General features: G+C 72.3%; 23 protein-coding genes and 1 pseudogene. 12 read left to right on the plus strand and 12 right to left on the minus strand.

Annotated features, from left to right (window positions below; genetic code table 11):
* Window positions 1-507, minus strand: a pseudogene (locus ADL22_RS23085) (two-component sensor histidine kinase); the annotation flags it as partial.
* A gap of 144 nt (window positions 508-651) precedes the next feature.
* On the minus strand, window positions 652-1,572 hold the full coding sequence (locus ADL22_RS23090) for an alpha/beta fold hydrolase (RefSeq protein WP_066983006.1): 921 nt from the start codon (window positions 1,570-1,572) through the stop codon (window positions 652-654).
* Window positions 1,573-1,709: 137 nt separating this feature from the next.
* On the opposite strand from ADL22_RS23090, the gene ADL22_RS23095 reads away from it, so the two are divergent.
* Window positions 1,710-2,330, plus strand: a complete 621-nt coding sequence (locus ADL22_RS23095) for a TetR/AcrR family transcriptional regulator (RefSeq protein ID WP_066983009.1) — start codon at window positions 1,710-1,712, stop codon at window positions 2,328-2,330.
* Window positions 2,331-2,516: 186 nt separating this feature from the next.
* A complete protein-coding gene (locus ADL22_RS23100; RefSeq protein ID WP_066983012.1) occupies window positions 2,517-3,875 on the plus strand; it encodes an alkaline phosphatase in 1,359 nt (452 codons plus the stop codon).
* Between the two features lie 66 nt (window positions 3,876-3,941).
* Here ADL22_RS23100 and ADL22_RS23105 read toward each other — a convergent pair whose 3' ends face one another.
* The 6 genes from ADL22_RS23105 to ADL22_RS23130 form a co-directional block, all read right to left on the minus strand.
* Window positions 3,942-4,799 (minus strand): DUF2127 domain-containing protein, encoded by an 858-nt coding sequence (locus tag ADL22_RS23105; RefSeq protein ID WP_066983015.1) that lies wholly within the window; start codon window positions 4,797-4,799, stop codon window positions 3,942-3,944.
* Between the two features lie 212 nt (window positions 4,800-5,011).
* On the minus strand, window positions 5,012-5,422 hold the full coding sequence (locus tag ADL22_RS23110) for a hypothetical protein (protein WP_066983018.1): 411 nt from the start codon (window positions 5,420-5,422) through the stop codon (window positions 5,012-5,014).
* 340 nt (window positions 5,423-5,762) lie between these two features.
* Window positions 5,763-7,988 (minus strand): HelD family protein, encoded by a 2,226-nt coding sequence (locus ADL22_RS23115; RefSeq protein WP_234430819.1) that lies wholly within the window; start codon window positions 7,986-7,988, stop codon window positions 5,763-5,765.
* Window positions 7,989-8,258: 270 nt separating this feature from the next.
* Entirely contained in the window at window positions 8,259-10,358 is a 2,100-nt protein-coding gene (locus ADL22_RS23120; RefSeq protein ID WP_079064357.1) for an elongation factor G, read from the minus strand.
* A 164-nt stretch (window positions 10,359-10,522) separates the two neighbouring features.
* Window positions 10,523-10,786 carry a GlsB/YeaQ/YmgE family stress response membrane protein gene (locus ADL22_RS23125; RefSeq protein ID WP_066983023.1) on the minus strand — a complete coding sequence of 88 codons (264 nt, stop codon included), beginning with the start codon at window positions 10,784-10,786 and terminating at the stop codon, window positions 10,523-10,525.
* Window positions 10,787-11,004: 218 nt separating this feature from the next.
* Entirely contained in the window at window positions 11,005-11,604 is a 600-nt protein-coding gene (locus ADL22_RS23130) for a TetR/AcrR family transcriptional regulator (protein WP_066983026.1), read from the minus strand.
* Between the two features lie 229 nt (window positions 11,605-11,833).
* On the opposite strand from ADL22_RS23130, the gene ADL22_RS23135 reads away from it, so the two are divergent.
* From ADL22_RS23135 to ADL22_RS23145, 3 genes are all read left to right on the plus strand, one after another.
* Window positions 11,834-12,730: an NAD(P)-dependent oxidoreductase gene (locus tag ADL22_RS23135; RefSeq protein WP_267890201.1), complete on the plus strand. Its 897-nt coding sequence runs from the start codon at window positions 11,834-11,836 to the stop codon at window positions 12,728-12,730.
* 201 nt (window positions 12,731-12,931) lie between these two features.
* Entirely contained in the window at window positions 12,932-13,642 is a 711-nt protein-coding gene (locus ADL22_RS23140; RefSeq protein ID WP_079064358.1) for a VC0807 family protein, read from the plus strand.
* A 349-nt stretch (window positions 13,643-13,991) separates the two neighbouring features.
* Entirely contained in the window at window positions 13,992-14,282 is a 291-nt protein-coding gene (locus ADL22_RS23145) for a hypothetical protein (RefSeq protein WP_234430820.1), read from the plus strand.
* Between the two features lie 266 nt (window positions 14,283-14,548).
* On the opposite strand, the gene ADL22_RS23150 is transcribed toward ADL22_RS23145, so the two are convergent.
* The gene (locus ADL22_RS23150; RefSeq protein WP_066983034.1) at window positions 14,549-15,436 is read right to left on the minus strand and encodes a DUF6424 family protein; all 888 of its coding nucleotides are present in this window, start codon (window positions 15,434-15,436) and stop codon (window positions 14,549-14,551) included.
* A gap of 591 nt (window positions 15,437-16,027) precedes the next feature.
* On the opposite strand from ADL22_RS23150, the gene ADL22_RS23155 reads away from it, so the two are divergent.
* The 7 genes from ADL22_RS23155 to ADL22_RS23185 all read left to right on the plus strand — a co-directional run bounded on the left by ADL22_RS23155 (window position 16,028) and on the right by ADL22_RS23185 (window position 22,539).
* Window positions 16,028-17,302 (plus strand): aminotransferase class I/II-fold pyridoxal phosphate-dependent enzyme, encoded by a 1,275-nt coding sequence (locus tag ADL22_RS23155; RefSeq protein ID WP_066983038.1) that lies wholly within the window; start codon window positions 16,028-16,030, stop codon window positions 17,300-17,302.
* A 148-nt stretch (window positions 17,303-17,450) separates the two neighbouring features.
* Window positions 17,451-18,011 carry a GNAT family N-acetyltransferase gene (locus tag ADL22_RS23160; RefSeq protein ID WP_066983041.1) on the plus strand — a complete coding sequence of 187 codons (561 nt, stop codon included), beginning with the start codon at window positions 17,451-17,453 and terminating at the stop codon, window positions 18,009-18,011.
* A 336-nt stretch (window positions 18,012-18,347) separates the two neighbouring features.
* Window positions 18,348-18,836 carry a hypothetical protein gene (locus ADL22_RS23165; RefSeq protein WP_066983044.1) on the plus strand — a complete coding sequence of 163 codons (489 nt, stop codon included), beginning with the start codon at window positions 18,348-18,350 and terminating at the stop codon, window positions 18,834-18,836.
* A 487-nt stretch (window positions 18,837-19,323) separates the two neighbouring features.
* Window positions 19,324-20,271: a MetQ/NlpA family ABC transporter substrate-binding protein gene (locus tag ADL22_RS23170; RefSeq protein ID WP_079064360.1), complete on the plus strand. Its 948-nt coding sequence runs from the start codon at window positions 19,324-19,326 to the stop codon at window positions 20,269-20,271.
* The gene (locus tag ADL22_RS23175; RefSeq protein WP_066983047.1) at window positions 20,268-21,161 is read left to right on the plus strand and encodes a methionine ABC transporter ATP-binding protein; all 894 of its coding nucleotides are present in this window, start codon (window positions 20,268-20,270) and stop codon (window positions 21,159-21,161) included. The genes ADL22_RS23170 and ADL22_RS23175 overlap by 4 nt, the downstream gene beginning before the upstream one ends.
* Window positions 21,158-21,823 carry a methionine ABC transporter permease gene (locus tag ADL22_RS23180; protein WP_107116366.1) on the plus strand — a complete coding sequence of 222 codons (666 nt, stop codon included), beginning with the start codon at window positions 21,158-21,160 and terminating at the stop codon, window positions 21,821-21,823. Before ADL22_RS23175 ends, ADL22_RS23180 begins: the two co-directional genes overlap by 4 nt.
* A 182-nt stretch (window positions 21,824-22,005) precedes the next feature.
* Window positions 22,006-22,539 (plus strand): hypothetical protein, encoded by a 534-nt coding sequence (locus ADL22_RS23185; RefSeq protein ID WP_066983051.1) that lies wholly within the window; start codon window positions 22,006-22,008, stop codon window positions 22,537-22,539.
* A gap of 81 nt (window positions 22,540-22,620) precedes the next feature.
* Here ADL22_RS23185 and ADL22_RS23190 read toward each other — a convergent pair whose 3' ends face one another.
* The 3 genes from ADL22_RS23190 to ADL22_RS23200 form a co-directional block, all read right to left on the minus strand.
* On the minus strand, window positions 22,621-23,388 hold the full coding sequence (locus ADL22_RS23190; RefSeq protein ID WP_066983054.1) for a dienelactone hydrolase family protein: 768 nt from the start codon (window positions 23,386-23,388) through the stop codon (window positions 22,621-22,623).
* 158 nt (window positions 23,389-23,546) lie between these two features.
* Window positions 23,547-23,849 (minus strand): transcriptional regulator, encoded by a 303-nt coding sequence (locus ADL22_RS23195; RefSeq protein ID WP_066983057.1) that lies wholly within the window; start codon window positions 23,847-23,849, stop codon window positions 23,547-23,549.
* Window positions 23,850-24,096: 247 nt separating this feature from the next.
* Complete coding sequence (locus ADL22_RS23200; protein ID WP_066983060.1) at window positions 24,097-24,849, minus strand: hypothetical protein; 753 nt, start codon at window positions 24,847-24,849, stop codon at window positions 24,097-24,099.
* Window positions 24,850-24,945 lie beyond the last annotated feature (96 nt).

A 24,945-nucleotide genomic window follows, 5' to 3' on the forward strand; every position in this document is an offset into this window, starting at 1 on the left:
CCCCAGCTCGATCCGCCGGTGCAGATCCGACCCCGCCACCCGCTGCGCGGTCCGCGTGATCCGCCCCAGCGGCGACAGCACCCGCCCCGCCATCGCGTACCCGAACGCGAACGCCACGATCGTCAACCCCAGCAACGCCAGCAGCGAGCGGTTGAAGAACTGGCTCAGCGCCAGCGCGCGCTGGTTCTGCACACAGCCGGTGATCGCCGCGTTGAGGTCGCCGACCGTGCCGGACGCCGGCAGGGTGGGGCAGTCGACGTTGCGCACCTGGACGTTGCTGCCGACGATCCGGAAATCCGGGGTGCCCTCCTTGAGGGTGTGCGCCGCGAGGATGTAGAGGATGACCAGCAGGACGACGCCGGCCATCAGGAACATCCCGCCGTACAGCAGCGTGAGCCGGATCCGGATGGTCGGCCGCAGCCACGAGGGGCCGGGGCGGTGCTGCGGCCCGGCCTCGGGGCCGGGTGGGGGCTTGGGCGGCACTGCGGTCCTTTGAACCCGCCCCATCAGCTGCCCGATGAGGCGCACGAAAGCTTGCAAGACCAGCCCATAGTGCTCAAACGAGCCGTAAATCGGCAGTAAGGAAGGAGCTGCCCCGCTCACCCGCCGCCCCGCCCACCCGGCGCCCCGCGCCCCGTACGTGGCGCGGTGTCAGTCGTGCGCGGCCATGAACGCCAGCATCCGGCGGTTGATCTCGTCCGCGTGGTCGAACTGCGGGCCGTGGCCCGTGGCGGCGATGATCTCGGCGCGGGCGCCGGGTATCAGCCGGGGCACCCGCTCCACTTGCCGGTCCGGGTGCAGCAGCAGGCTCCGCCTGCCGAGCACCAGATACAGCGGCGTGCGGACGGTGGCCAGTTCCTCGTCGGACAGCGGCAGCGGGGCCGGACGGCGGATCCGGTACGCGCGGATGCCGCGTTGGACCATGGTGCGCAGTTCCGGTACGACCAGGACCGGCTGCTCCAGCCAGGCGGCCAGGCGCGGCCGCAGTGCCTTGGGCGCGAAGGTCGCGAACAGGCTGACGAAGATCCAGGCGAAGAAGCGCAGTCCGACCTTCTCCAGGCCGCCCGGGTCGAGCAGGGTGACCGAGGCGAGCCGGCCCGGCCCGCGGTGCGCCTGATTGAGCGCCAGCCAGCCGCCGTACGAGGACCCGATGAGGTGCACCCGGTCCAGGCCCAGTCCGGCCAGTGCCTCGTCCAGCCATTGCGCGGCGCGTTCGGGCCGGTGGATCGGCTCGCGCTGCACGCTGCGGCCGGGGTCCCCGGGGGTGTCCAGCGCGTAGACCGGGCGGTCCGCGCTCAGCGCGCCGGTGTTGGGGTACCACATGGCGGAGCAGGAGCCGGCGCCGTGCACCAGGACGACGGGGGTGCGGGCGCGGGCGGCCGGGTCGGCCGGGGCGTAGCGGTAGACGTGGGTGGTGCCGAAGGACGTCTCCACGTCCTCCTCCGCGGCGGCGGGTGCGCCCAGGGCGTAGAGCGCGTCGCAGGCGGCGAAGTAGTGGTCGCGCCGGGCGTCGCTCACATAGCGGCCGACATCGGGCCGGGTGCGCGGGCGGGTGCTGCGGGCAGTGGTCATGGGAACGGCCACCTCCGGGGTGTCTGGTTTTCGTGGTACGACCGTATCACGATGGTGGTACAGCTGTATCATCAACGGGAGGCGGCAGGGCCCGGCCGGCCGCCCCGGCACAGGCGACGAGGAGAAGAGGACCGGCGATGCCCAGGCGCGTGGACCATGCGGAGCGGCGGGCCGCCCTCACCGAGGCGCTGATCCGGGTCGCCGCCCGGCGCGGCCTGCACGCCGTGGGGATGCGGGAGGTGGCCGCCGAGGCCGGCGTCTCGCTGCGGCTGGTGCAGTACTACTTCGAGACCAAGGAGAAGCTGCTGCTCGCCGGGTTGCACCGGCTGGCCGAGCGGTTCGGGGAGCGGTTCGCCGCGCACGTCCGCGCCGCCGGCGAGGACCCGGCACCGCGCGCCATCATCGAGGCGCTGCTGCGGGCGGCGCTGCCGACCGACGAGGAGAGCCGCACCTTCCACCACCTCTACACCTCCTACGCGGTGCTCGCGGTGACCGACCCGGCGCTCGCCGAGCAGCCGTTCATCAAGAGCCCCGACGCGGCCGAGGACGCCCTGACCGCACTCCTCCGCCAGGCCCAGGACGCGGATCTGCTGCGGCCCGGAACGGACGTGCGGAGCGAGGCCATCGCTCTGCTGGCGATGTCCGCGGGGCTCGGCACCAGCGTCCTCGTCGGCCAGCGCACACCGGAATCGGCCACCGCGGTCCTCGACCACCAGCTGGACCGGATCTTCCGGCCGGACGTCCCGCCCGCCGGCTGACGCGCCATCAGGCCGTAACGTCCCCGAGGCGGCGGTGGCGCCGCGGCGTCACCATCCGTTCACCAACGGCTGGTGGGCTGAGCCCCGTTGGGGCCGCGCGACGGTCCCGGCGATCTGCTCAGACGTACCGGCCCGGGTATCGGCCCGGGCGCCGGTGCGTTCCGGATGCCTCAAGGAGACGCTTCCATGCACAGACCCGCTCGCCGCCACCTCGTGGGCGCCACCGCCCTGGTCGCCGCCACCGCGGCCGCCGTCGCCGTGACCACCACGGCCGGCGCCTCCGACACCGGGCTGCAGGCCCAGCGCGCCATCCAGGGCGGCACGGCGAAGAACGTCATCCTGCTGATCGGTGACGGTATGGGCGACTCCGAGATCACCCTGGCCCGCGACTACGTGGCCGGCGCCAACGGCCGCCTGAACATGGACCGCTTCCCGCTCACCGGCGCGTACACCACCTACGCGGTGCACGCCGACGGCACCCCGGACTACGTCACCGACTCCGCCGCGAGCGGTTCCGGCTGGGCGACCGGCCGCAAGACCGTCAACGGCCGGATATCCAAGACCCCCGACACCGACCGGGCCCTGCCCACCATCCTGGAGCTGGCGCAGCGGAACGGCTTCGCCACCGGCAGCGTGACCACCGCCGAACTCACCGACGCCACCCCGGCGGTGCTCGCCGCGCACGCCACCGACCGCTCCTGCCAGGGCCCCGGCGATATGGCCAAGTGCCCCCGCGACACGCTCGCCAACGGCGGCCCCGGCTCGATCGCCGAACAGTCCGTCAACCACCGCGTCGACGTCCTGTTCGGCGGCGGCAAGCAGCGCTTCGACCAGAAGGTCACCGCCGGCCGCTACCAGGGCCTGACCGTCACCGAGCAGGCCGGGAAGCTGGGCTACCAGGTCGTCACCGACGCCGCCGGACTGCGGACGGTCAAGGCCGGCAAGCCGGTGCTCGGGCTGTTCGCCCCCGGCAACGTACCGACCGAGTGGACCGGCAAGCCCGCCGCGGTGGGCGGCACCGCCCCGCAGCGCTGTGTGACCACCAACCCCAAGCGCCCCGCCGGCACCCCCAGCCTGGCCGATTCCGCGGCCAAGGCGATCGAGCTGCTGGAGGCCAAGCAGCGCCACGCCAAGAAGGGCTTCTTCCTCCAGATCGAAGGCGCCTCGATCGACAAGCAGGACCACGCGGCCGACCCCTGCGGCCAGATCGGCGAGACCGCCGCGTTCGACCGAGCCGTCAAGGTCGCCCGGGACTACGCCGCCAAGCACCCCGACACGCTGGTCGTCACCACCGCCGACCACGGCCACACCAGCCAGATCGTGCCGCTGGAGGCCACCCCGCCCGGCCTGTCCTCGACGCTCGTCACCAACGAGGGCCAGCAGCTGAAGGTCAACTACTCCACCAACACCCCGGGCCAGTCCCAGGAGCACACCGGCACCCAGGTGCGGATCGCCGCCCAGGGACCGCAGGCGTACCGGGTGCTCGGCGTCACCAACCAGACCGACCTCTTCACCACCCTCCGCAAGGCGATGGGCCTGCGGTGACCGCGGCGCGGCGGTAGGCGGCCGGGCCCGGGGGGGGGGACCGGCCGCCCCGGCCCGTCGGACCCGCTACTTCTCGGCCGGGCCGGGCAGTACCCGTTCCAGCGCGTCCCAGCTCATATCGCGCTCCCGGTCGGCGGCCTCCGCCCGCCCGCCCCCGCGCACCCCGAACAGCCGCTTGGCGACGAGCAGATAGACCACCACCGCGATGTTGATGAGCAGCGTCAGCACCTTGGTGACGGTCACCCGCGACGTCAGCTCGTAGACCTCCGGGACCAGCAGCACGGTGGTGGCGACGAAGGTGAGGTACTCCGCCCACCGCTTGGCGAACCACAGCCCGACCGCCTCCACCCCCTCCAGCACCGCATACGCGGCGATCACCAGCCCGATCAGCCACAGCGTCGACGAACGCACCGCGAACGCCTTGGCCACCTCGCCCAGCAACCCCTGTTCGGACACTCCGCCGGTGCCGCCGACGCCGTTCTGGAGCAGGTCCAGCAGGCGGTAGAACGGGGCCCGGAGACTGGCCCGCTTGTCCGCGAAGACCAGGATCCCGGCGGCCAGCACCCCGAGCACCAGGAAGTGCAGCAGCCGGTCCAGCGCGATCAGCCGCAGGACGTAGCGGTCCCGCAGCGGCTTGCCGCGCAGCGGAAGGGCGATCTCCGCGCGTCCGGGCGGATGCGGGCGGTCCGGCTGCCGGGGCGGGGGCACCGGGAGCCAGGCATCGCATCGCAGGCAGCGGTGCCAGCGCAGCCCCGCCGGGTCCTCGCGGACCAGCAGCCGGTCGCCGGGCCGCACCCGTTCCGCGGTCACCCCCTCCAGGTGGTGGCCGTGCAGGGCGCAGCCGAGCAGTTCGTAGCGCAACCGCCGCCGGTCGCCGCCCGTCCCGGGCACCGGCGCCGTCCGGTCGCGGTCCTCCTGCGCCATACGTTCCTCCCGTCGCCGGCCCGGGCCTGCCGCGCGCGGTCCCGGCGGCCCGGCGCGTCCGGTGCCGGTCCGGGGCACCGGCCTCCGGTGCCAGTCTGCGGCACCGGGTACGGCGAAGCGCGGAACAGGCATGCGGCGCGGCGCGTACGGGCGCTCCTACGACGCGGGGGGTCCGGCTGCCGTCGTACGGGTGCGGGGCGCGGGCCGGCGGGTCAGCGGACGGTGACCGTGAAGGTGCGCGAGACCGAACGGGCCCGCGGATGGAGGTCGTTGGGGGAGCGGCCCTCGAAGAGCACGGCACGCAACTGGAGATGGCCGCGCTGCCTGGCGCGGACGGTGGCGTTGACGGTGCCACCGGTGTGCCGCGCCGGTTTGGAGCACACCACGTTGTGCCAGGCAGCGGAGCCCCGGCGCTGCTGCACACAGACCTTGTTGAACGACGCGTTGTCGTCACTGGCCTTACCGGTCGCGTGCACGACGCCGCCCAGGCGGACCGCGCGCGGACCGGCGGTGAAGGTGAGCGACGACTTGGCCGACGCCGGTGCCGTGGCCAGGGCGAGCGAGCCGGCGGCGACGGCACCGATGAGCGCGGTGCGCAGGGCGCGGTGCTGGTGGCAGGTCATCTTTCCTCCTCGGTGAGGTGACTCGGCGGTTCCGATGACAGTGACGGTCCGATGAGAGGGACGGTCCGACGACAGTGACGGTCCGATGAGAGGGACGGGACGGGGGGCCGTTGGGTTCACCCCGGGCGGTCACGGGGCGGTGCGGCGCGTCCGCCCCCGGCCACCCTCGCCTCCTTCCCGTTGAGTCTCCTTTGATCCGCTGATCCGCTGATCCGCGAGGGTCCTGCTTCACGAGCTTCTGCCGCATGAGCTTCCTGCTTCACGAGCTTGCTGCCGGGGTGCCGCCGCCGCACCTCGGCGAGGCGGGCCGCCGGGCCGCCGGCCGGTCACCCCGCCGGCGCTACGCCACGGACGCGGCCCCCTCGTCCTCCGCCAGCCCCGTCAGCCCTTCCGGCAGCGCCCCCGTGTGCAGCACACCCAGCCGCTGCGTCGCACGGGTCAGCGCCACGTACAGATCGCTGGTCCCGAACTCCGCCGGCTCGGCCACCAGCACACTGTCGAACTCGAGCCCCTTGGCCTGCCGCGGATCCAGGATCACCACCGGACCGGTCAGATCCGGCGCGGGCCAGGCCGACGCCGCCGGCAGCGCGGCGGCCAGGGCCGCACACCGTTCGCGCGGTGCGATGACCGCGAGCCGCCCGCGCCCGTCGCGCCCGGTCTCCCGGGCCACCGCCTCGGCGACCGCGCCCGGCAGGTCGCCGGTGCGCCGGGCCCACGGGCGGACGCCGGTGGAACGGATCGAGCGGGGCGGTACGAACGCCGGGTCGGCGGCCCGCGGCACCCCGGCCGCGACCTCCATGATCTCGGTCGGCGTACGGTAGTTGACGCCGAGCCGGACATGCTCCCAGCGGTCGTCCACGTACGGCGCGAGGATCGCGTCCCAGGCCCCGCAGCCGCCCGGCTCCGAGGTCTGCGCGGGATCGCCGACCAGGGTCATCGACCGGGTCGGGCAGCGGCGCATCAGCAGCCGCCACATCATCGGGGACAGCTCCTGCGCCTCGTCGACGATGATGTGGCCGAAGGCCCAGGTGCGGTCGGCCGCGGCCCGCTCGGCGGCGGTGCGGTGGTCGGCCTCCTCCTGCCGGTCGGCGAGCCGGTCCGCGTCGATCAGATCGTGCGCGGCCAGCACCTCCGACTCCTCGTCGTCGCGGTCCTCGAACTCCTGCGTACGTGAGCCGTACGACAGGTCCAGCACGCCCTGGGCGTAGTCGATGAGCTCCTGGCGGGCCGCTTCGGCGGCGGCCCGCGCGGCCGAGTCGTCCTCGCCGAGGAGTTCGGCGGCCTCGTCCAGCAGCGCGACATCGGCCGGCGTCCACGCGTCGCCGGTGCGGCGGATGGCGTCCGCGTCGGCCTCGGGCAGGTGCACCGGGTCGGCGAGGAAGTCGGCGACGAGCTGCTGCGGCGTACGGGCCGGCCACAGCTCCTCGATGGCCGCGTGCACCGCGCGGCTGGTGGCGACGGCCTTGCCCAGCTGCGCGATGTCGTCCGGGCCGAGGAGGTTCGGCCCGCCGTACGGGTCGGCGCCGATCCGCTCGGTCAGCTGCGCGGTGAGCGCGTCGATCACATGGAACGCGAAGTGCGGCCGCGCGAGGTTGTGCGGCAGCCGGGTGTCCCGGGCGCGCCGGCGGGCGTGTTCGGCGATCTCCGCGTCGAGGTGCAGCTCCCCGTCCTCGTGGTCGATGACGAGAGCCGGGTCGGGCAGCCGCTGCTGGTCGGCCACGAACGCGGCGAGCGCGTCCGCCATCGCCGCCCCGCCCTTGACCTCGGCGGCCCGGGGCGAGTCGGTTCCGGTCGCGGTCACCCCCGGGAACAGCTCGCCCGGCGTCGCCAGCAGGACCCCGGTCTCGCCGAGCGAGGGCAGCACCTGGCCGATGTAGCCGAGGAACGCCGGGTTGGGCCCGACGATCAGCACCGCCCGGCGGGCGAGCAGTTCGCGGTGCGCGTACAGCAGATACGCGGCCCGGTGCAGCGCCACCACGGTCTTGCCGGTGCCGGGGCCGCCCTCCACGACGAGGACGCCGTGGTGCGGGGCGCGGATGATGCGGTCCTGGTCGGCCTGGATGGTCTGCACGATGTCGTGCATCCGGCCGGTGCGGGCCGCGTCCAGCGACGCCAGCAGGATCGCGTCGGCGTCCGCGCCTTCGTGGCCGGTGCGCTCCCGGTCGGCGAGGTCCAGGATCTCGTCGTGCAGGGCGGTCACCCGCCGGCCCTCGGTCGTCAGATGGCGGCGGCGCCGCAGGCCCATCGGGGTGTGGCCGGTGGCCAGGTAGAAGGGGCGGGCGACATCCGCGCGCCAGTCGATGACCAGGGGAGTGCGCTCGGCGTCGTCCCGCCGGATGCCGATCCGGCCGATGTGGTGGTCGCGGCCGTCCCGGAACGCCAGCCGGCCGAAGCAGAGACCGTGCTCCCCGGCCTCGAACCCGGCCAGCAGCTCGGCCTGTTCGGCGACCATCACGTCCCGCTCCAGCCGGGCCTGGAAGGTCCCTCCGGTCTGCGGGAGGGCCTGCTCCACGGCCGCCCGCGCCCCGGACCGCAAGCTGTCGAGGCGCTCATGGAGCAGGTCCATGAATTCCTGCTCCTTACGCAATTCCTCGGTTGACGCGTTTGACAATTCAACTCCGCTCGAATATCCTGTGTTCTGGAACGTTTTGCTGGGTCGATTTCTCGTGACACGCAAACGCTCAATATACGGGAAGAAGCGCGCCGGTTGTCAATCCAGCTGGTTGCCAATCCAAAGCTATTGGCGCAGAGCTGTCATTCTCCTGCATCCTCGGTCGCCGGGCGCGGCCGGGGATTTTTCGTATTCCACCTCCCCGGCCGCACCGCGCCGTGGCTCTCAGCGGCGGTCGGCCACCGCGCCCGCGCCGCTGACCGGGCGGTCACCGTCCGGACGGGACCACCACAGCGCCTCACCGCGCGTCAGCCCGGGCAGCCGCCGCTCCGCGGCCCGCACCCGACTTGCCGGAATCACGCCCTTGACCAGCCACGATTCATGGCCGCCCGCGGTCTCCCGGATCTGTGCCGCCAGGCCCGCCAGACACGACGTCACGGCCGGCAGGGCATCGATGGGGATCTCGGCCTCGAAGGCGTGGCACGGCTCGTAGACCCGCGTGCCGGCGCATGCCAGGGCGCGGCGGAGGACGACGCGCGTCAGCCCGCGGAAATCGCCGGCCGTGCTGACCGGGCTCGCGAATCCCGACCGGATCAGCGTCACCGCGCAATCCGTGACCGCCCAGCCGTGCGGGCCCTCGCGCAGCACGGCGTGCACGGTTTCCTCGATGGCGGCGTGGAAAGCGCGGGGGAGAGCGCCCAGTTCGGTTTCGTACCGGAAGATGACGCCGCTGTTCCGCGGTGCCGGCGCGACGCGCAGTCCGACCGTGGCCCAGAATCCGCCGGGTCCGACCGCCTGCCGCCCGATTTCCTCGTACGCCTCACCGACGCCCGCGGGCCGCTCCAGGAAGACCGTGCTGCTCGGCTCGAAGACCGCGTCGATCCCGAAGTCGTGCGCCAGCGTCGCCGCGATGATCTCCTTCTGGATCTCCCCGTGCAGCAGCACCGAGGTGGCGCCCTCCGGCCCCGGGGTGGCATGGATGAGCGGGTCCTCTTCGGACAGCCGCCGCAGCGCCGCGTACAGGCGCGCCGACGTGCCGGGGGCCGCCTCCCGGGGACGGACCAGCGTCCGGAACGTCGGGGGCGGGAAGTACGCGGCCCGCGGACCGCCGCCGTCCCGGCCGCCGGGCCCGGTCAGCCGGTCGCCGATCCGCACCTCCGCAAGCCCCCCGATCCGCCCGATCTCACCCGCCGACAGCCGTCCGGGGCCCGGGCCCGGCCGCCCGACGACCTCGAGCGAGGTGATCTGGCCGGTGTGCGCGAGCGGCGCGCCGTCCGCGCCGCGGCGGTGCAGGGTGACCCGCTGGCGAGCGGCGAGGCTGCCGGAGAACAGCCGCACCAGGGCGGTCCGCTTCCCGGAGGGGGCGCGCTCGACGGCGAAGACGGTGCCTTGGGGGCTGCTCGACGCGTCCGGCCGGTCCGGCTCCGAGGGCGCGTTCGCCGCCTCCGGGGCGACCGCCGCCTCCGCCGCCTCCGGTTCGTCGGCTGGATCCGGCACCGGGGGCCGCAGCAGCGTCGCGATCCCGTCCACCAGGTGCGAGATCCCCTGCCCCGTACGGGCGGAGCCGAAGTACACCGGGTGCGCCCGGCCCGTTCGGACCTGCTCGGCGAGCGCGGCGCGCAGCTCGCCGGCCGAGGGCGCGGGCCCGTCGATGACCCGCGCGAGCAGCGCGTCATCCGATTCGGCCAGCGTCTCGGCGACGCGGGCGCGGAACTCCGGATCGCCGCCGAGCGACTGCGGAACGGCGCGTGCCGAGGGCGTGCCGGCATCCCGTACGGCCGTCATGGGAACCAGTCGCGGGACCAGCCTGCGCCGGATATCGGCCAGCAGCCCGTCCCGCCGCGCACCGGACCGGTCGATCTTGTTCACGAAGAGCAGGACCGGCAGCCCCACCGCGCGCAGCGTCCGCATCAGGACCCGGGTGTGCGCCTGGACGCCCTCGACAGCGGAGAGCACCAGGACGGCGCCGTCCAATACACCGAGGACGCGCTCGACCTCCGCGACGAAATCGGAGTGCCCGGGGGTGTCGATGAGGTTGATCTGCGTGCCGCCGACGGTGAACGAGGCGACAGCGGAGCGCACCGTGATCCCGCGCTGCCGCTCGATGAACCCGGTGTCCGTCTGGGTATCGCCCGCGTCCACACTGCCGAGCCGGTCGATGGCGCCGGCGTCGTACAGCAGACGCTCGGTCAGACTGGTCTTACCGGCGTCGACGTGCGCCAGGATGCCGATGTTCAGGGTGCGGGTGCGCGCAAGCTGCTGGTGCTGCTGGCTGTACTGGTCATGCCGTGCCTGCTGGGAGTGCTGGGATTGCTGGGGCTGCATGGGTGCCGAAGTCCTCGAAAGTCAGCGTCCGGTGGGGGTGCTGGGGTGTTCCGAGGAAACGGCGCATGGCGTACTCCCGCTCTGAGGGGCAACGATCGCCGACCAGACTGCGGCCGGCGATCGGCACCGCGCAACCGGATTTCCGCCGAGCGGCGGCCTCAGTGCTAGCGGTTACGTCCCAAGGTGAGGCGGTAGAGGATCAGCAGGATGACGGAGCCGATGATGGCGGCGATCCAGGTGGACAGGTGGAAGAAGCCGTTGATCGAGTGCACCCCGAAGATCACCTTGCCGAGCCAGCCGCCCAGCAGGCCGCCGCCGATACCGATCAGCATGGTGATGAAGCAGCCGCCCGGGTCCTTGCCCGGCATCAGGGCTTTCGCGATGGCGCCGGCGATGAGGCCGATCACGGCCCAGGCGATGATTCCCATGTCCGCACCCTCTCTTGAGGTCCTTTTTCCTACGTAAAGACTGGTTCCCCCGGAACGATCTTTCACGCGGGTTGGCGCAAAAGCGTGACGGTGGTCCCAGTGCACCCGGTGGGCGCGGCCGGGTTCCGGTGGGCGCCTCCTAGGCACCCTCCCCTGTCAAGTCGACCCGGATGCCGACGAGTTGAGGTGCTGACCGGCCCCGGTTTCTGGCGCGCCCTTTAGCCCTCCACCGAGGAAGCCCCCGCCGCCTGATACGACCGGACCAGTCGGGCCAGCTGCCGGCCCACCGTGCGCAGTGGCTCCTCGCTGCGGGTGACCTGCGCGGTGACCTCGGCGCCTTCCAGGGCGGCGATAACGGTCGTGGCCAGTTCCCGGGCGTCCTCGGCGGCGAACCCGCAGCGCAGCAGTTTGCCGGCGACCTGCTGCTCCCAGGCTCGAAGCGCGTCCGCGCACGCCTGCTGGATCGGCGAGTCGGTACCGAGCGTCTCCAGCGCCGCCGCGGTGACCGGGCAGCCGTCGGTCCAGCCCGACTCCTTGAGTTCCCGGGCGAGAAGACCGGCGCAGGACTGTACCGCCGCGGCCGCGTCCGGATCGCCGTCCAGCGCCTTCTGGAGGAACGCGGTGAACTCCTGGCCGCTGTGCTCGATCGCGGCGACCGCGACGGCCTCCTTGCCGCCGGGGAAGAAGTGGTAGACGGAGCCGAGGGTGGCCCGCGCCTCCTGGGCGATCTGCTTGATGCCTGTGCCGACGTAGCCCTGCCGCTGGAGGAGGCGCGCGGCGGTGACGACGATCCGGTCCCGGGTGCTGGTCTGCTGCATGGGGACACCGTACCGAGTGCTGGGTAGAGCGTTCGTTCTAGTGCTGTGGTAGCTTCTCCGCATGCTCTGAATAGAGCGTTCGTTCTAGTCCTGCTTCGGCGCCGCTGCGGAGCAGTTCCGTGGCGTTCAAGAGGCTGGCGCGGTGCCCGTCGCGGTGCCGTTCCGGCCGTTCGGGAGGGGTTTGGCAATGGGTAGCATCGCGGGTTCGAGCAGGGTGTCTGTGGAGCGTGTGGCGGAGGCTGCCGCCCGGCGGTCGGTCATCGTCATCGGGCTCGGCCCGATGGGCCAGGCGATGGCCGGCGCGTTCCTGGACCAGGGATACGAGGTCACCGTCTGGAACCGCACGGCGTCCCGCGCGGACGCCCTGGTGGCCCGCGGCGCCGTCCGCGCCGCAAGCGTCGCCGAGGCGCTCGCCGCCGGTGAACTGGTGATCCTCAGCCTCACCGACTACGCGGCGATGTACGCCGTCCTGGAGCCCGCGGCCACCGCCCTGGCCGGCCGGGTGCTGATCAACCTCACCTCGGACACCCCGGAGAAGGCGCGGGCCGCCGCGCGCTGGGCGGACGGCCACGGGGCGGTCCAGCTCACCGGCGGCGTCACCGTCCCGCCCTCCGGCATCGGGCAGCCCGCTTCGGTCACCTTCTACAGCGGGCCCCGCCAGGTCTTCGACGCCTGCCGGCCCGTCCTGGAAGTCGTCACGGGGAGCACCGACTACCGGGGCGAGGACCCCGGACTCGCCGCTCTCTTCTACCAGTTGGGCATGGTGATGTTCTGGACGTCGATGCTCGCCTACTGGCAGGCCGTGGCCCTCGCCGACGCCAACGGGCTTTCCGCCGCCGACATCCTGCCGCACGCCAACGAGACCGCGAACTCCCTGCCGGGCTTCTTCGCCTTCTACGCCGAGCGCCTCGACGCCGGCCGGCACGAGGGCGACGTGGACCGCCTGGCGATGGGGCTGGCGAGCATCGAACACGTCCTGCACACCAACGCCGACGCGGGCGTCGACACCGCCCTGCCGGCCGCGATCGCCGACCTCTTCCGGCGCGGCGTACGGGCCGGGCACGGCGCGGACAGCTTCTCCAGCCTGGTCGAGCTGATGAAGGCCCCCGAGGCCGCCGAGCGGTGACCGGCCCCCGACTGGCCTGCCACCGGCCTCCCACCGGCCTCTCCATCCCGGCGCCTCCACCCGTGGGTTGAGGAGCAGGGGTGGAGTGCGGCGCGCCGGGACCGGCCCTGGGGCCGATGCCCTTCCACCCGCCCGGCTCGTAGCGTCGTACCAGGTCGTCGTCGTACCGGACCGTCCGGTATCGAGAATCTGGAGGCCGTCGTGGAGACCGTGCAGACCCCCCGCGCAACCCCCGCCCGGACACCCGCCGACCGGCCCCGCGCGACACCGCGGTGGCGCACGGTCGGCCTGCCACTGGCCGTCAACGTCGCGGTGCCGCTGGCCCTGTATTACGTGCTGCGCGCACAGGGCGCCGCGCAGTGGCTGGCGCTGCTGCTGAGCGGCGTGGTGCCGGCGGCGCACGCGCTGGCCGCGGCCGTGCTGCGGCGCCGGGTCGAGGTCTTCGACCTCCTCGTGGTCGTGCTGCTGGCGGTGTCGGCGGGGCTGTCGGCGCTCAGCGGCAGCCCCCGGGTGCTGCTGCTGAAGGACGCCGGGATACCCGCCGCCCTGGGCCTGTGGATCCTGGCCACCCTCCGCGCGGCCCGGCCGTTCCCGTTCCACTTCGGGCAGCGGCTGCGCGGGCCGGGCGGGGCCGAGGCGGCGGACCGCGCCTGGCGCGAACTCCCGGAATTCCGTGCCGCCCTGCGCGGACTGACCCTCCTGTGGGGCGGTGCGGAACTCCTCGACGCCGCACTGAGCGCGGTATGGGCCCTCACCCTGCCGATCGACCTCGTCCCGGTGATAGGCCGCTTCCAGTCCCTGGCGATCCTCGCCGCGCTCGCGGCCCTGACGGTACGCCGCAGCCACTCCTTCCGCATACGCTGCGGCATCCCGCTCTTCGGGGTCCGGCCGCAGACCGCGTCCCAGCAGTGAGACGTCGCCGGCGGTGATGGTGCGGGTTGCGGCGGCGTGACGGGGGAGAGGAGAGGCAGGCAGCGGTGGTGCCGGCGGGGCGCGGTGCCGGTACGGCACGAAGGCGGCACGGCGCGGTGTCGGTACCGAGCGAACGCGGTACCGAGCGAACGCGGCACCGTGCGAAGGCGGCACCGTGCGAAGGCGGTATGGGAGGGCGGCGTCACGGGGCGGCCGGTGGGTCGTTGGACCGGGCGACAGCCTGTTCTTCCTCTAGGAGCGAAGCATGAACTCCCTTGTACGCACCGGTGATCGCGATGGTGTCCGTGTCCGTGTCCGTGGGCGGGTGCGCGGACGGGCGACGGCGGCCGTGGCGCTCGCGCTGGGTGCGGTCCTGGCGTCGGGGGTGGCCGCCGGCGCTGCCGACCTCGGCATGATCCTCTACACCACCCCGCACGGGAAGAAGGCCACCTTGAGCCAGCCCCTGCCGGGCCACTGCTACACCCTCGCCGGGTCCGGCAGCACCGCCAACCTCTCCCTGGTCGGCAAGACCGCCCACTTCTACGCCAAGCCGCGCTGCGCCGGGGCACCGGTCGCCGACCTCGGCCCCGGCAAGCGACGCGACGTCCGCTTCCAGTCCCTCCGCCTCGACGCCGACTGAGAAACGGCCCCCCTGCTGACTGCGCGCCGCGCGCCGCCACCGTCCTGGCAGTACCACCGCCGAAGTACCCGCTCTCGAAGACATAACCTCGACGAGAGCGACATGCTCGAAGAGACCGGCAGGCTCGAAGAGACCGGCATGATTTCGGGGTGCGCGGGCAGACGGTTGCTGGCCCCGGCTGGTAGCTCCCGTTCCGGCCGGGGACCGCCTACCCGCCGCCGCTGCCACCGCCCCCGGCCACCGCGATCAGCAGCCGGCGGCCGGCGTTACGCGGGCTGGGGCTGCTGGCGGCGGAACGCCTGCTGGGCCAGCGGGTCGTTGGCGGGAAGGACGCCGCGCTCCGCCTCGGCGGCCGGGGCCGGGGCGGCCGGTGCCTCGGTGGTGGGGGCCATCTCGGGACCCTTGCCGCCACTGGGCGTGCTCAGGTGCCTGGCGTACCGCGAGTCGGGGTGCGCGGCGAGGACCCGTACCCTGCCGTCGCCGGACCCGCGCGGGCCGACGGGGACGACCGCGACCGACAGCCCTTGGTCGTCCGTCACGAACAACTGGAAGTCGTCGGCGCGGAAGTGGTCGATGTCCACGATCGGCTTGGGGTAGTGGTGGTAGCCGGCCGCCGTGGGAAGGACGCCGGAGTGGGTGCCGGCGGGCAGCGGCACCGAGGCGTTGAAGATCGAGTCCGTCCAGTCGGCGATCTGCTGCGGCGTTTGTATCGTCGTGGTGAGAATCCGCTCGCCTTGCGTGTAGCCGAGCTCCGCGTAACCAGGCAGGGTGTCCGGGAACGCCGCGATGATCCGGGTCGCGTACTGCCTGATCCGGTCCACCTTCGCCGGATCCGCGCAGAACTGCGCCGACCACTCGATGCCGAGCCCGCTGAACACGCACATCCAGCCGTTCGCGTCCTTGACCCACAGCCCGCCGCCGTGGTGGTCCTGGTACGGCCCGGGGGCGTACGTCCAGTCCTCGGTGGTGTCGACGAGCTTGCGCATCAGGTCCCGGCTCGCCGTGTACAGCGGGCTGTCGACCCGTGGCGGGTGGTCCGCCACCTCGATCGTCCACGGGTGGTTCTCGTGTTCGGTGTGCGTCGCCGCCGTGGACTGGTTGCCTGTCGCGTTCCCGGACGCGCTTCCTGCCGCGTTGCCTGCCGCGCCGTTCATGGGGATCTCCCTCATGCGGTTGGGAAGATGAGAATCACCCCGGCCTGACTCGATCCGTGACTTGACCCCGCCCGGTCCGGCCTTGCCCGGCCCCGACCGGGCCGCGGGCGCCCCGCTCCGCTATGGGCGCGGGCAGCAGGTCGCCGCTCCGAACTCCCTGCCTGCGGCCGTGATGCCCGTGATGGATACGTGGATGCATGACGGTTGGTATGCGACTGCGGGTTGGTAAATGCGACTCCGGGCATGCGGCGCCGTCGTACGAGCCAGTCTCTCCAGCACGATGCTACCGCCGTTCCCCGCGGCCGGCCCGGTGGTGCCCCATGTCCCATCCGACCGGTCACCGCCCTGTATCGCAGGTCGCCAGGGTGCCGTGCAGGCCGCGTCGGCGGCGTCGGCGGCGTAAATCGGTAGGAGGGCGCGATCCGGTCCGGGCTACCGTGGGTGCCGCCTCCGTGCCTGGCCGTGGACGGAGGACTCCAACATGGCGCGATCAACCCGAGCCAGACACCAGCAACCGAGCCAGGCACCAGCAACCGAGCACGGCACGAGCAGCCGAGCACGGCACAAGCAAGGCCCGAGGAAGGATACGGAATGGAACTGGCGGCACTGTCCCCCGCCGAACTGGCCGACCGGCTCACCGCGCTGCGCGGCGAATACGACCGCCTCAAGGCCCGCGGGCTGCGCCTGGACCTGACCCGCGGCAAGCCGTCCGCCGCCCAACTGGAGCTGTCCCGCCCCTTGCTGGAGCTCCCGATCGCCGACGACCACACCGCCCAGGACGGGACGGACTGTCGCAACTACGGCGGTCTGCAGGGCCTGCCGGAACTGCGCGCCGCGTTCGCCGGGCCGCTCCAGGTGCCTGCGGAGCAGCTGGTCGCCTTCGGCAACTCCAGTCTTGAGCTGATGTACGAGTGCGTGGTGGACGCCGTGCTGTTCGGCGTGCCCGGGTCCGCCGCGCCCTGGCCGCGGTCCGGTGGTACGGCCATGCTCTGCCCGGTGCCTGGATACGACCGCCACTTCGCGCTCTGCGAGAAGCTGGGCATCGACATGATCACCGTCCCGATGACCGACACCGGGCCGGACATGGACGAGGTGGAACGCCTGGCCGCCGACGAACGCGTCAAGGGCATCTGGTGCGTACCGAAGTACAGCAACCCCACCGGTGTCACCTTCTCCGACGAGACGGTACGGCGCCTGGCCGCGATGGAGACCGCCGCCCCTGACTTCCGCATCTTCTGGGACAACGCCTACGCCGTACACGGCATGGCGGAGGCGGACGAGCCGCTGGCTGACGTGCTGAGCCTGTGTGCGGAACGCGGCCATCCCGACCGGGCGTTCGTGTTCGGATCGACATCGAAGATCACCACGGCCGGCAGCGGTGTGGCGTTCTTCGGCTCCTCGCCCGCCAACGTCGACTGGCTGCTGGGCCACTTCGCCAAGCGCACCATCGGCCCGGACAAGCTCAACCAGCTCCGGCACGCCCGCTTCCTGCCCGACGCGCCGGCCGTACGGGCCCATATGGCGCGCCACGCGGAGGTGCTGCGGCCCAAGTTCGAGCTGCTGCACACCGTACTGGAGAAGCGGCTCGGCGGCACCGGCGTCGCCTCCTGGACCCGGCCGCGGGGCGGCTACTTCGTCAGCCTGGACGTCCCGGACGGCTGCGCGACCCGCGTGGTCCGCCTGGCGGCGGACGCGGGCATCGCGCTGACCCCCGCCGGCGCCCCCTTCCCCTACGGCAAGGACCCCCGGGACCGCACCCTCCGCCTGGCCCCCAGCTATCCCACCCTGGAACAACTCCACGAGGCGGCGTCGGGCCTGGCCTTGTGCATCGAACTCGCTGCGGTGGAGCGACTGGCGGCGGGGTGACTGGCGGAGGGACGAGTCACCCCAGGCACAGGCACAGGCACATCCACAGTCACAACAGACGCAGGCACAGCCACAGTCACGACAGACGCAGACACAGTCACCGAAACAGCGACGGAAAGCCGGCTACGGCCGGCCGTGGAGGGCCAGAATGTTCGCGATACCCCTGGGAGACGACGGTGCGGAGCTGCGGCCGCTGGAGCCATGGCAGGCCGAGGAGTTCCTAGCCCATATCGACCGCGGCCGGGAGTTCATCGGCCGCTACAACGGTCTGCCCGACGTCGTCACCGACCTGGAGTCCAGCCGCGCGTACCTCCGCTCGTACGCGGAGAAGGCCGCCACCGACACCGGCCGGATCTACGGCATCCGCAGCGATGGCGAACTGGTCGGCGCGATCCTGCTGCGCACGATGGACACCGAACAGGGCGTGGCCGAGGCGGGCTGCTGGCTGGAGCCGTCGGCCGCGGGCCGGGGCCTGGTCACCCGAGCCGTCCGCGCGGTGATCGACTGGGCCGTCGAGGAACGCGGCATCCACCGCATCGAGTGGTGGGTCTCGGCGAAAAACGAGCCCAGCATCGCGGTCGCCCGCCGGCTCGGCATGACCAAGGAAGGCGTACTGCGCGAAAGCTATCTGTACCGCGGCGAACGGCACGATATGGAGATCTGGTCGGTACTGGCCCCGGAGTGGCGGGCGCACAGACAGCGGGATTGAGCGCACCGGCAGAAGGATTGAACGCCGCAGACAGCGGTTCCGGCCGGTACAGGCAGGAGGCGCTGAGCGGCCCAGGCGGCATCGCCAAACTGTGCGGCCGTGAGGTGGGCCCGCCGGGTACGCGTACCGCATACCGTGTCCGGCCGGGCACGCTACGGAATACCCGCCGTTCCCGCCGCCACGGGTGGCGCCGGGCGGTGGCACGGTCGTAGCCTGCTCCAACAGAGAGGCAGCGACGCCCCGCGGGGCGATGTCCGGCCCGTGACGGTGACCGTACCCTGCGTCGCGACCGATGTCCGAAGTATCCAGACCCCACGAAGCGGCGGAGGAGCGGATATGGGATCTCACAGGGCAACGGCATCACTCATGGTCTGTGCCGGTGCGGCACTGGCGGCGGTCAGCCTGGCGGCGCCCGCGTACGCCGCTCCGGCGCGGTCCGGCCGCGACCGGGTCGCGGTCATCGACTGCACCGGCAACGCCCGGGTCAAACCCGGCAACTTCATTCTCGCCTGCGGCGACGGCAACAACGTCCTGACGTCCCTGCACTGGTCGCAATGGCGGTCCAGGGCCGCGCTCGGCGAGGGAACGGACCTGGTCAACGACTGCCGGCCGTACTGCGCCGCCGGGCACTTCCACGGCTATCCGGTACGCGTCCGCTTCGACACCCCGCAGCGCCGCACCGGCCACACCGGCCAGTGGCGCTACACCCGGGTCACCCTGATCTACCCGGCCAACCGCCCGTCCGGCACCCCGCGCGTGGTCACCTTGCCGCTCTGGACGGGCCCCACCAGCGCCCCCGGCCCCTCCGGCCCCACCGGCCGCTGACGAAACGGACTGCCCCGTCACGCCGACCGGCCCGCGCACCAGTCACCACATCCCACAACACCACCGCAGCGGCTCGCCGCCCCCACCACCGGGCGGCGAGCCGCCGTCGTAGCGCGGCGAGCCCCTGCCGCAATGCTCAACGGGCACCAGCAGATCATCCACTGGCACAGGCGCTGGACGCCCTGAGGCCCTTCCACCGCATCAACCACCCCATCGCCAAATCCCCTGGTCAGAGCATTTATTGAGGTTGAAACGAGGGGTTCACGCAGCGGCCCGGCGGCGCCCGTTGGGTGCGGTAGCGTCTGGCCGCATCACCCCGTGACGGAGGCCAACGCGGACCTGCCAGGCGGCCGGTCACCGACGTGTGCCTGGCCGGGCGCCAGGCACCAGCCCGCGACCGCCACGGCGCCCGTCAGGGCGTGGCAGACGCTCCACAAGAGCCGCCCGCCCCCCGCAACACACCCACCACCCCAGGGAACGAGAAACGATGCACCACGCCACCCCGCCGCACCCCACCACCGCCTCGCGCCCCCGGACCAGACACCAGGCCGCGCCGCGCCGCCGGGCCCTGTTCGCGGGCGCGACCGCGGCCGTCACCGCCGCCGCCCTCGCCCTGCTCACCGCGGGCTGCGGCACCTCCGGCGCCGAGGCGCACCGCATCCGGGTCGGGGTGAGCGGCGACTCCACCGAGTGGGACGTCCTGGCCAAGGAGGCCAAGAAACAGGGACTCGACGTCGAAGTGGTGCCCTTCGACGACTACTCGCTGCCCAACAAGGCACTGGCCGCCGGCGACATCGACCTCAACGCCTTCCAGCACCTGGTCTTCCTCGCCCAGTCCAACACCGAGAACGGCACCGACATCGTCCCGCTGGCACCCACCAGCGTGGTCCCCATGGGCCTGTACTCCAAGAAGGCCCGGAAGCTCGCCGACCTCCCGGACGGTGCCCGGATCGCGCACCCCAACGACCCCGCCAACGAAGGCCGCGCCCTGCGCCTGCTGGCCCGCGCGAAACTGATCGAACTCAAGCCGGGCACCGGCCTCTACGCCACCGCCGACGACATCGCCGCCAACCCCCGCCACCTGCGCTTCACCCCCGTCAACGCCCAGCAGACACCGCGCCTGCTCGCCGACGTTGACGCGGCGGTCATCAACGACGGCGTCGCCACCCTCGCCGGTATCCGCGCCGGCACCGCCCTCTTCAACGACGACCCGCGCAGTCCCGATGTCCGCCCCTACATCAACGTCATCGCAGCCCGCGCGGCGGACCGGGACAACGCGGACTACGCCAAGGTCGTCAAGCTCTACGCGAGCAAGCCCGTACAGGACGAGGCCCGCCGCACCTCCAACGGCACCGCCGTCCACCTCGACCTCTCCGCCGCCGAACTGGCCAAGGAACTGGCCCACGTCACCCGGCAGCTCAAGGGGGCCTCGTGACCACCCGCGAGCAACAGCAACAGCAACAGTCCGCCACCCCCACCCCCACTCCCACCCCGCGCCCCCTCATTGAACTCCGCGAGGTCAGCAAGGAGTTCCCGGGCGGGACGATCGCAGTCGACCAGGTCTCCCTGACCGTCGAACCAGGCAGCGTCTTCGGCATCGTCGGCCACAGCGGCGCCGGCAAGTCCACCCTGCTGCGCCTGATCAACCTGCTGGAGGCCCCCACCGCAGGCACCGTCACCGTGGCCGGACAGGAACTCACCGCACTGGGCGCCCGCCAACTCCGCGCCGCCCGGCGGGACATCGGGATGGTCTTCCAGCAGTTCAACCTCTTCCGCTCCCGGACTGTCCTGGGCAACGTCGCCTATCCGCTGCGCCAGGCAGGCGTCGCCCGGGAAACGGCCCGCGAACGCGCCCGCCAGGCACTCCACTTCGTCGGCCTGACCGGCCAGGCCGACCGCTACCCCGAACAGCTCTCCGGCGGCCAGCGCCAGCGCGTCGGCATCGCCCGCGCCCTGGCGACCGAGCCGCGCGTCCTGCTCTGCGACGAGGCCACCTCCGCACTGGACCCGCAGACCACCCAGGAGGTGCTCGCACTGCTCCGCCGGGTCAACGACGAACTGGGCATCACCATCGTGCTGATCACCCACGAGATGGAGGTGGTCCGCGCGCTCTGCGACCGGATGGCCGTACTGGACGCCGGCCGGATCGTCGAAACCGGCCCGGTCCGCCGGCTGTTCACCGCGCCCGAGCACCCCACCACCCAGGCATTCGTACGCAGCGCCGTATACGCCTCGCCGCTCCTGGACCTGCTCCCCGAACTGCTGCGCAAACACGGCGTGGACGCGTCCACCGCCGCCTCCGTCCTGGCGGAGGTGGGCGCGTGATCCAGCAGGACTGGAGCCTGGTCTGGCCCAAGATCCTCCAAGCCACCGGCGAAACGCTCTACATGGTCCTGGCCACCCTCGCCCTCGCCGGACTGCTCGGCCTGGCCGTCGGACTGGCCCTCTACGCCACCCGCAAGGGCGGAATCCTCCAGCAGCGGGCCGTCTTCGCCGTCCTGAGCACCCTGGTCAACATCGTCCGGCCGGTGCCCGCGCTGATCGCGATCGTCGTACTCTCCCCGCTGACAAGGAAGTTGATCGGCACCGCGGTCGGCACCGACGCGGTGGTCCTCCCGATGACGGTGATCGCCACGTTCGGCGTGGCCCGCATCGTCGAGAGCAATCTGCTCGCCGTCGAACCAGGCGTCATCGAGGCGGCCCGCGCCATGGGCACCGGCCCCGTGCGGATCCTGCTGACGGTCCTCGTCCCCGAGGCACTGGGACCGCTGATCCTGGGGATGACGTTCATGCTGGTCGCCCTGATCGACTTCTCCGTCATCGCGGGCACGGTGGGCGGCGGAGGCGTCGGCAACCTCGCCATCACCCATGGCTATCTGCGCTTCGACACCCGGGTGATGGTGGTGACCGTCGTCATCCTGATCGTCCTCGTCCAGGCCGCCCAACTCCTGGGGAACGCACTGTCGCGCAAGGTCCTCAGGCGCTGACGGCGGTGCAGCAGCGGATGGCGCTGACGACGGCATGGGCCACGGCGTACGGGGTCGGCCGGGCCGGGGTCCGCCCCTTGAGCCCGGCCCGGGGCCGCGGACCGGCGTCGGATACCCTGACCGCCGTCGTCGTAGCGCCGCCGTGGCCGCCGATCCGCAGCGGCCGATCCGCAGAGGGAGACATGCACAAGACGCACCGACTGGTACACGCGGGACTTGTGACGCTGCTCGTCGCCGGGCTGAGTGCCTGCGGCGGCGGGACGAACGGTGCCGCGGGACACCAGACCGGTGACGGCCGCGGCGCCGGCGGGACCGGGAGCGGCCAGGACGCCCCGCCCCAGCAGGACCGCGTCTCCGGGCTCCGCGCCGGCGTCCGCCACCTCAGCCGGCGAACGGTCCAGGCCACCCGCCCGCACCTGGTCACCACCTGCACGCCCGCCACCCGGCAGGTCAAGCACACCAAGCGCAGCGGCCGCAGCAAGAAGACCTGGTACACCACCGAGCACTACCAGGACTGCCACAAGACGCCCCAAGGCACCGAGACGTACCGCAGGGTGATCCGCCCGGAGCGGTGGTGCGTGGCCCTGGACGACGTCAACGGCAACAAGCAGCGCGACAACGTCTGGTACCGCGTCACCTACCCGACCTACAACCAGGCACTCGGCAGCGACAACCACGCCCCGCTGCGCTTCACGCCCATGGGAACGGGCTGCTGACAGTACGTCAGAAGCGTCGCACGTCAGAAGCGACGCAGGTCAGAAGCGTCGCACGTCAGAAAGCGCCGCCCCACTTGCTCGCTACGCACCCGCCGGAAGCGTCCGGCTCAGCAGATCCAACAGCGCCTGCCAGTGCCGCTCATTGGCCTCGGCGTGGTACGCGGCGGTGTCGGGCTGGGTGTAGCCGTGGTGGGCACCCTCGTACAGCTCGCTGCGGTACCGCACGCCCGCCGCGTCCAGCGCGCCTTCCAGCGTCTCGATGTGCTCGGCCGTCATGGACTGGTCGTGGTCGGCGTGGCCGAAGTACAGCTCCGCCGTGATCGGTCGGAGGAGCCGGTGCGGGCTGTCCTCGGCGTCGGTCACCAGCCGCCCGGCGTGGAACGAGGCCGCCGCCGCGACCCGGTCGGGGAAGGCCGCCGCGGTCCGTACGGCCAGGACGCCGCCCATGCAGTAACCGGTGGTGCCGACCGGCCCGTCGCTGACCAGCGGCGAGCCCGCCAGCCAGCCGAGATAGGCGCCGGCATCGCGCATCGCCCGCTCGGGGGTGAGGGCCTGCATGATCGGGGCGAGCTTCCCGAAGATGTCCGGCCGCTCGGCCGGGTTGATGTGGTCGGGCAGTTCCACGAGCGGGGCACGCCCCGCCCGGTACAGGACGTTGGGAACGAGCACCGTGTAGCCGTGCCCGGCCAGTCGCCTGGCCATCTCCTCCAGCGCGGGGCGCAGCCCGAAGGCGTCCATGTACAGCAGGACGCCGGGGTGCGGTGCGCCGTCGTCGGGGTGGGCGAGATAGGCGTCGGCGGTCCCGTCCGGAGTGGGGAGGTCGAGCGAGGCTGCGTGCACGTTGGTCATCTCCGCACCTTTCATCAGGCAGACATGCGTCCGGGCGGCCCGCAGAGCGCGCCGCCCTCGCCGGCGGTTGCCACCGGCGTGATCCCCACACCGTAACTCCTGCCGATCCCGTCCCGATCCCGCTTCCCGATAACGGGCCGATGCCGCACGTCAGGCGGTCACTCCGACGCTTCCCGCGCCGCCGCGACGATCCGTTCCAGGGCCGTGGCGTGCCGCCGGAATGCCTGGCGACCCTGCCCGGTGAGGCGGATGTGGGTGGTTCGACCGATGCGGTTCCGGGTCTTGCGGACCTCTACGTACCCGGCCTCGGCCAGTGCGGAAAGCTGCTTGGACAGCGCCGAGTCGCTGGTGCCCACGCTGTCCCGTACGAATCCGAACTCCACCCAGTCGGCCGGTGCCAGCAGTGCCACGATCGACAACCGGGCCGGGACGTGCAGAAACTCATCGAAATCGGGATCCATCAGCCGCGCCTCTTCCGGGCCTGTTCCGGGCCTGCCGGCCCGCCAGGGCGGAGGTCCTTTCCTCGCCGGACATGACTGTCCAGGGATCCCCTCGCCCGACCTTACTTTCTCCGGAGGAAAGTAGCATGAGGGTGCCGTGCGGCGAGGGAGGGGGAAGGGGGGCCGGGGCTCGACGGGCGGTGCGGGGCCGACTGCCGGACGGCGGACCCGCACCGCTCCACGCCACCGCGTACGGGGCGGGGCCGGGTCAGGCAGCCGCGTACGTGCCCCGAGCCGGGCGGGTGACCAGGTCCGTCTTCTTCACGGCCCGGTCGAGGGTGTTGCGCACGGACTCGATCTGCCCCGGCGTGGCCTCGCGTCCCAGCGCGGCGTTGATATCGCGCGGACGCATCGGGGTACCGGAGTCCTTCAGAATGGCCAGCGCGGCGTCCAGCAGACTGGCGTTGTCCTTCCCGGCCGGTTCCTTGGCGGCCTCGGTGCGCTTCGCCGCCGCCTTCTTGGCCTTCGGCTTCGGCTTCGCGGCCGCCGCGGGCTTCCGGCCCGCCGGCTTCTTGGCCGGGCCGCGCTTGGTACGCGGCGAGGTCGCGGCCCGCGGCTGCGGAACGACGGAGGACGCACCGTCAGCCGACTCGGCGCCCGCCGCTTCACCGGAACCACCGGCTGCCGCGGGAGCGCCACGTTCGGCAGTAACTCCCTTATCAGGAGATGGAGTTGACGCCCCGTCCGCTTCGTCGCTCACCGCGACGTGCGTTGCCGCTGATGCCGCGTCAGGTGCTGACTGGGCCGCCGCGTCGGTGGTGAGCGCGGCCGCCGCGACCGGCTGCTGGGCGGCGAGGGGGGCACCGGTCAGCACCCGCAGATGCTCGAGCGCGGTACGTGCCGCGGTCACCCGCCGCACCACACCGTCGAGTTGTTCGCGCAGTTGCCGTTCCTGCTCTTCCAGCTCGGGCAGGACGCCTTCGAGGTTCTGGATCGTCTGATGGAGAACGGAGTCAGTCATGTGTTTCCTAACCTCACGGGGGAAGCGAGATTCCAGTCACCATACGCCCAACGACCGAAGGGCGGGAGAGGGGACGGCTTTGGCGCGATGATCTGA

Source organism: Streptomyces sp. NRRL F-4489, from assembly GCF_001509485.1.
Taxonomy (GTDB): Bacteria; Actinomycetota; Actinomycetes; order Streptomycetales; family Streptomycetaceae; genus Streptomyces.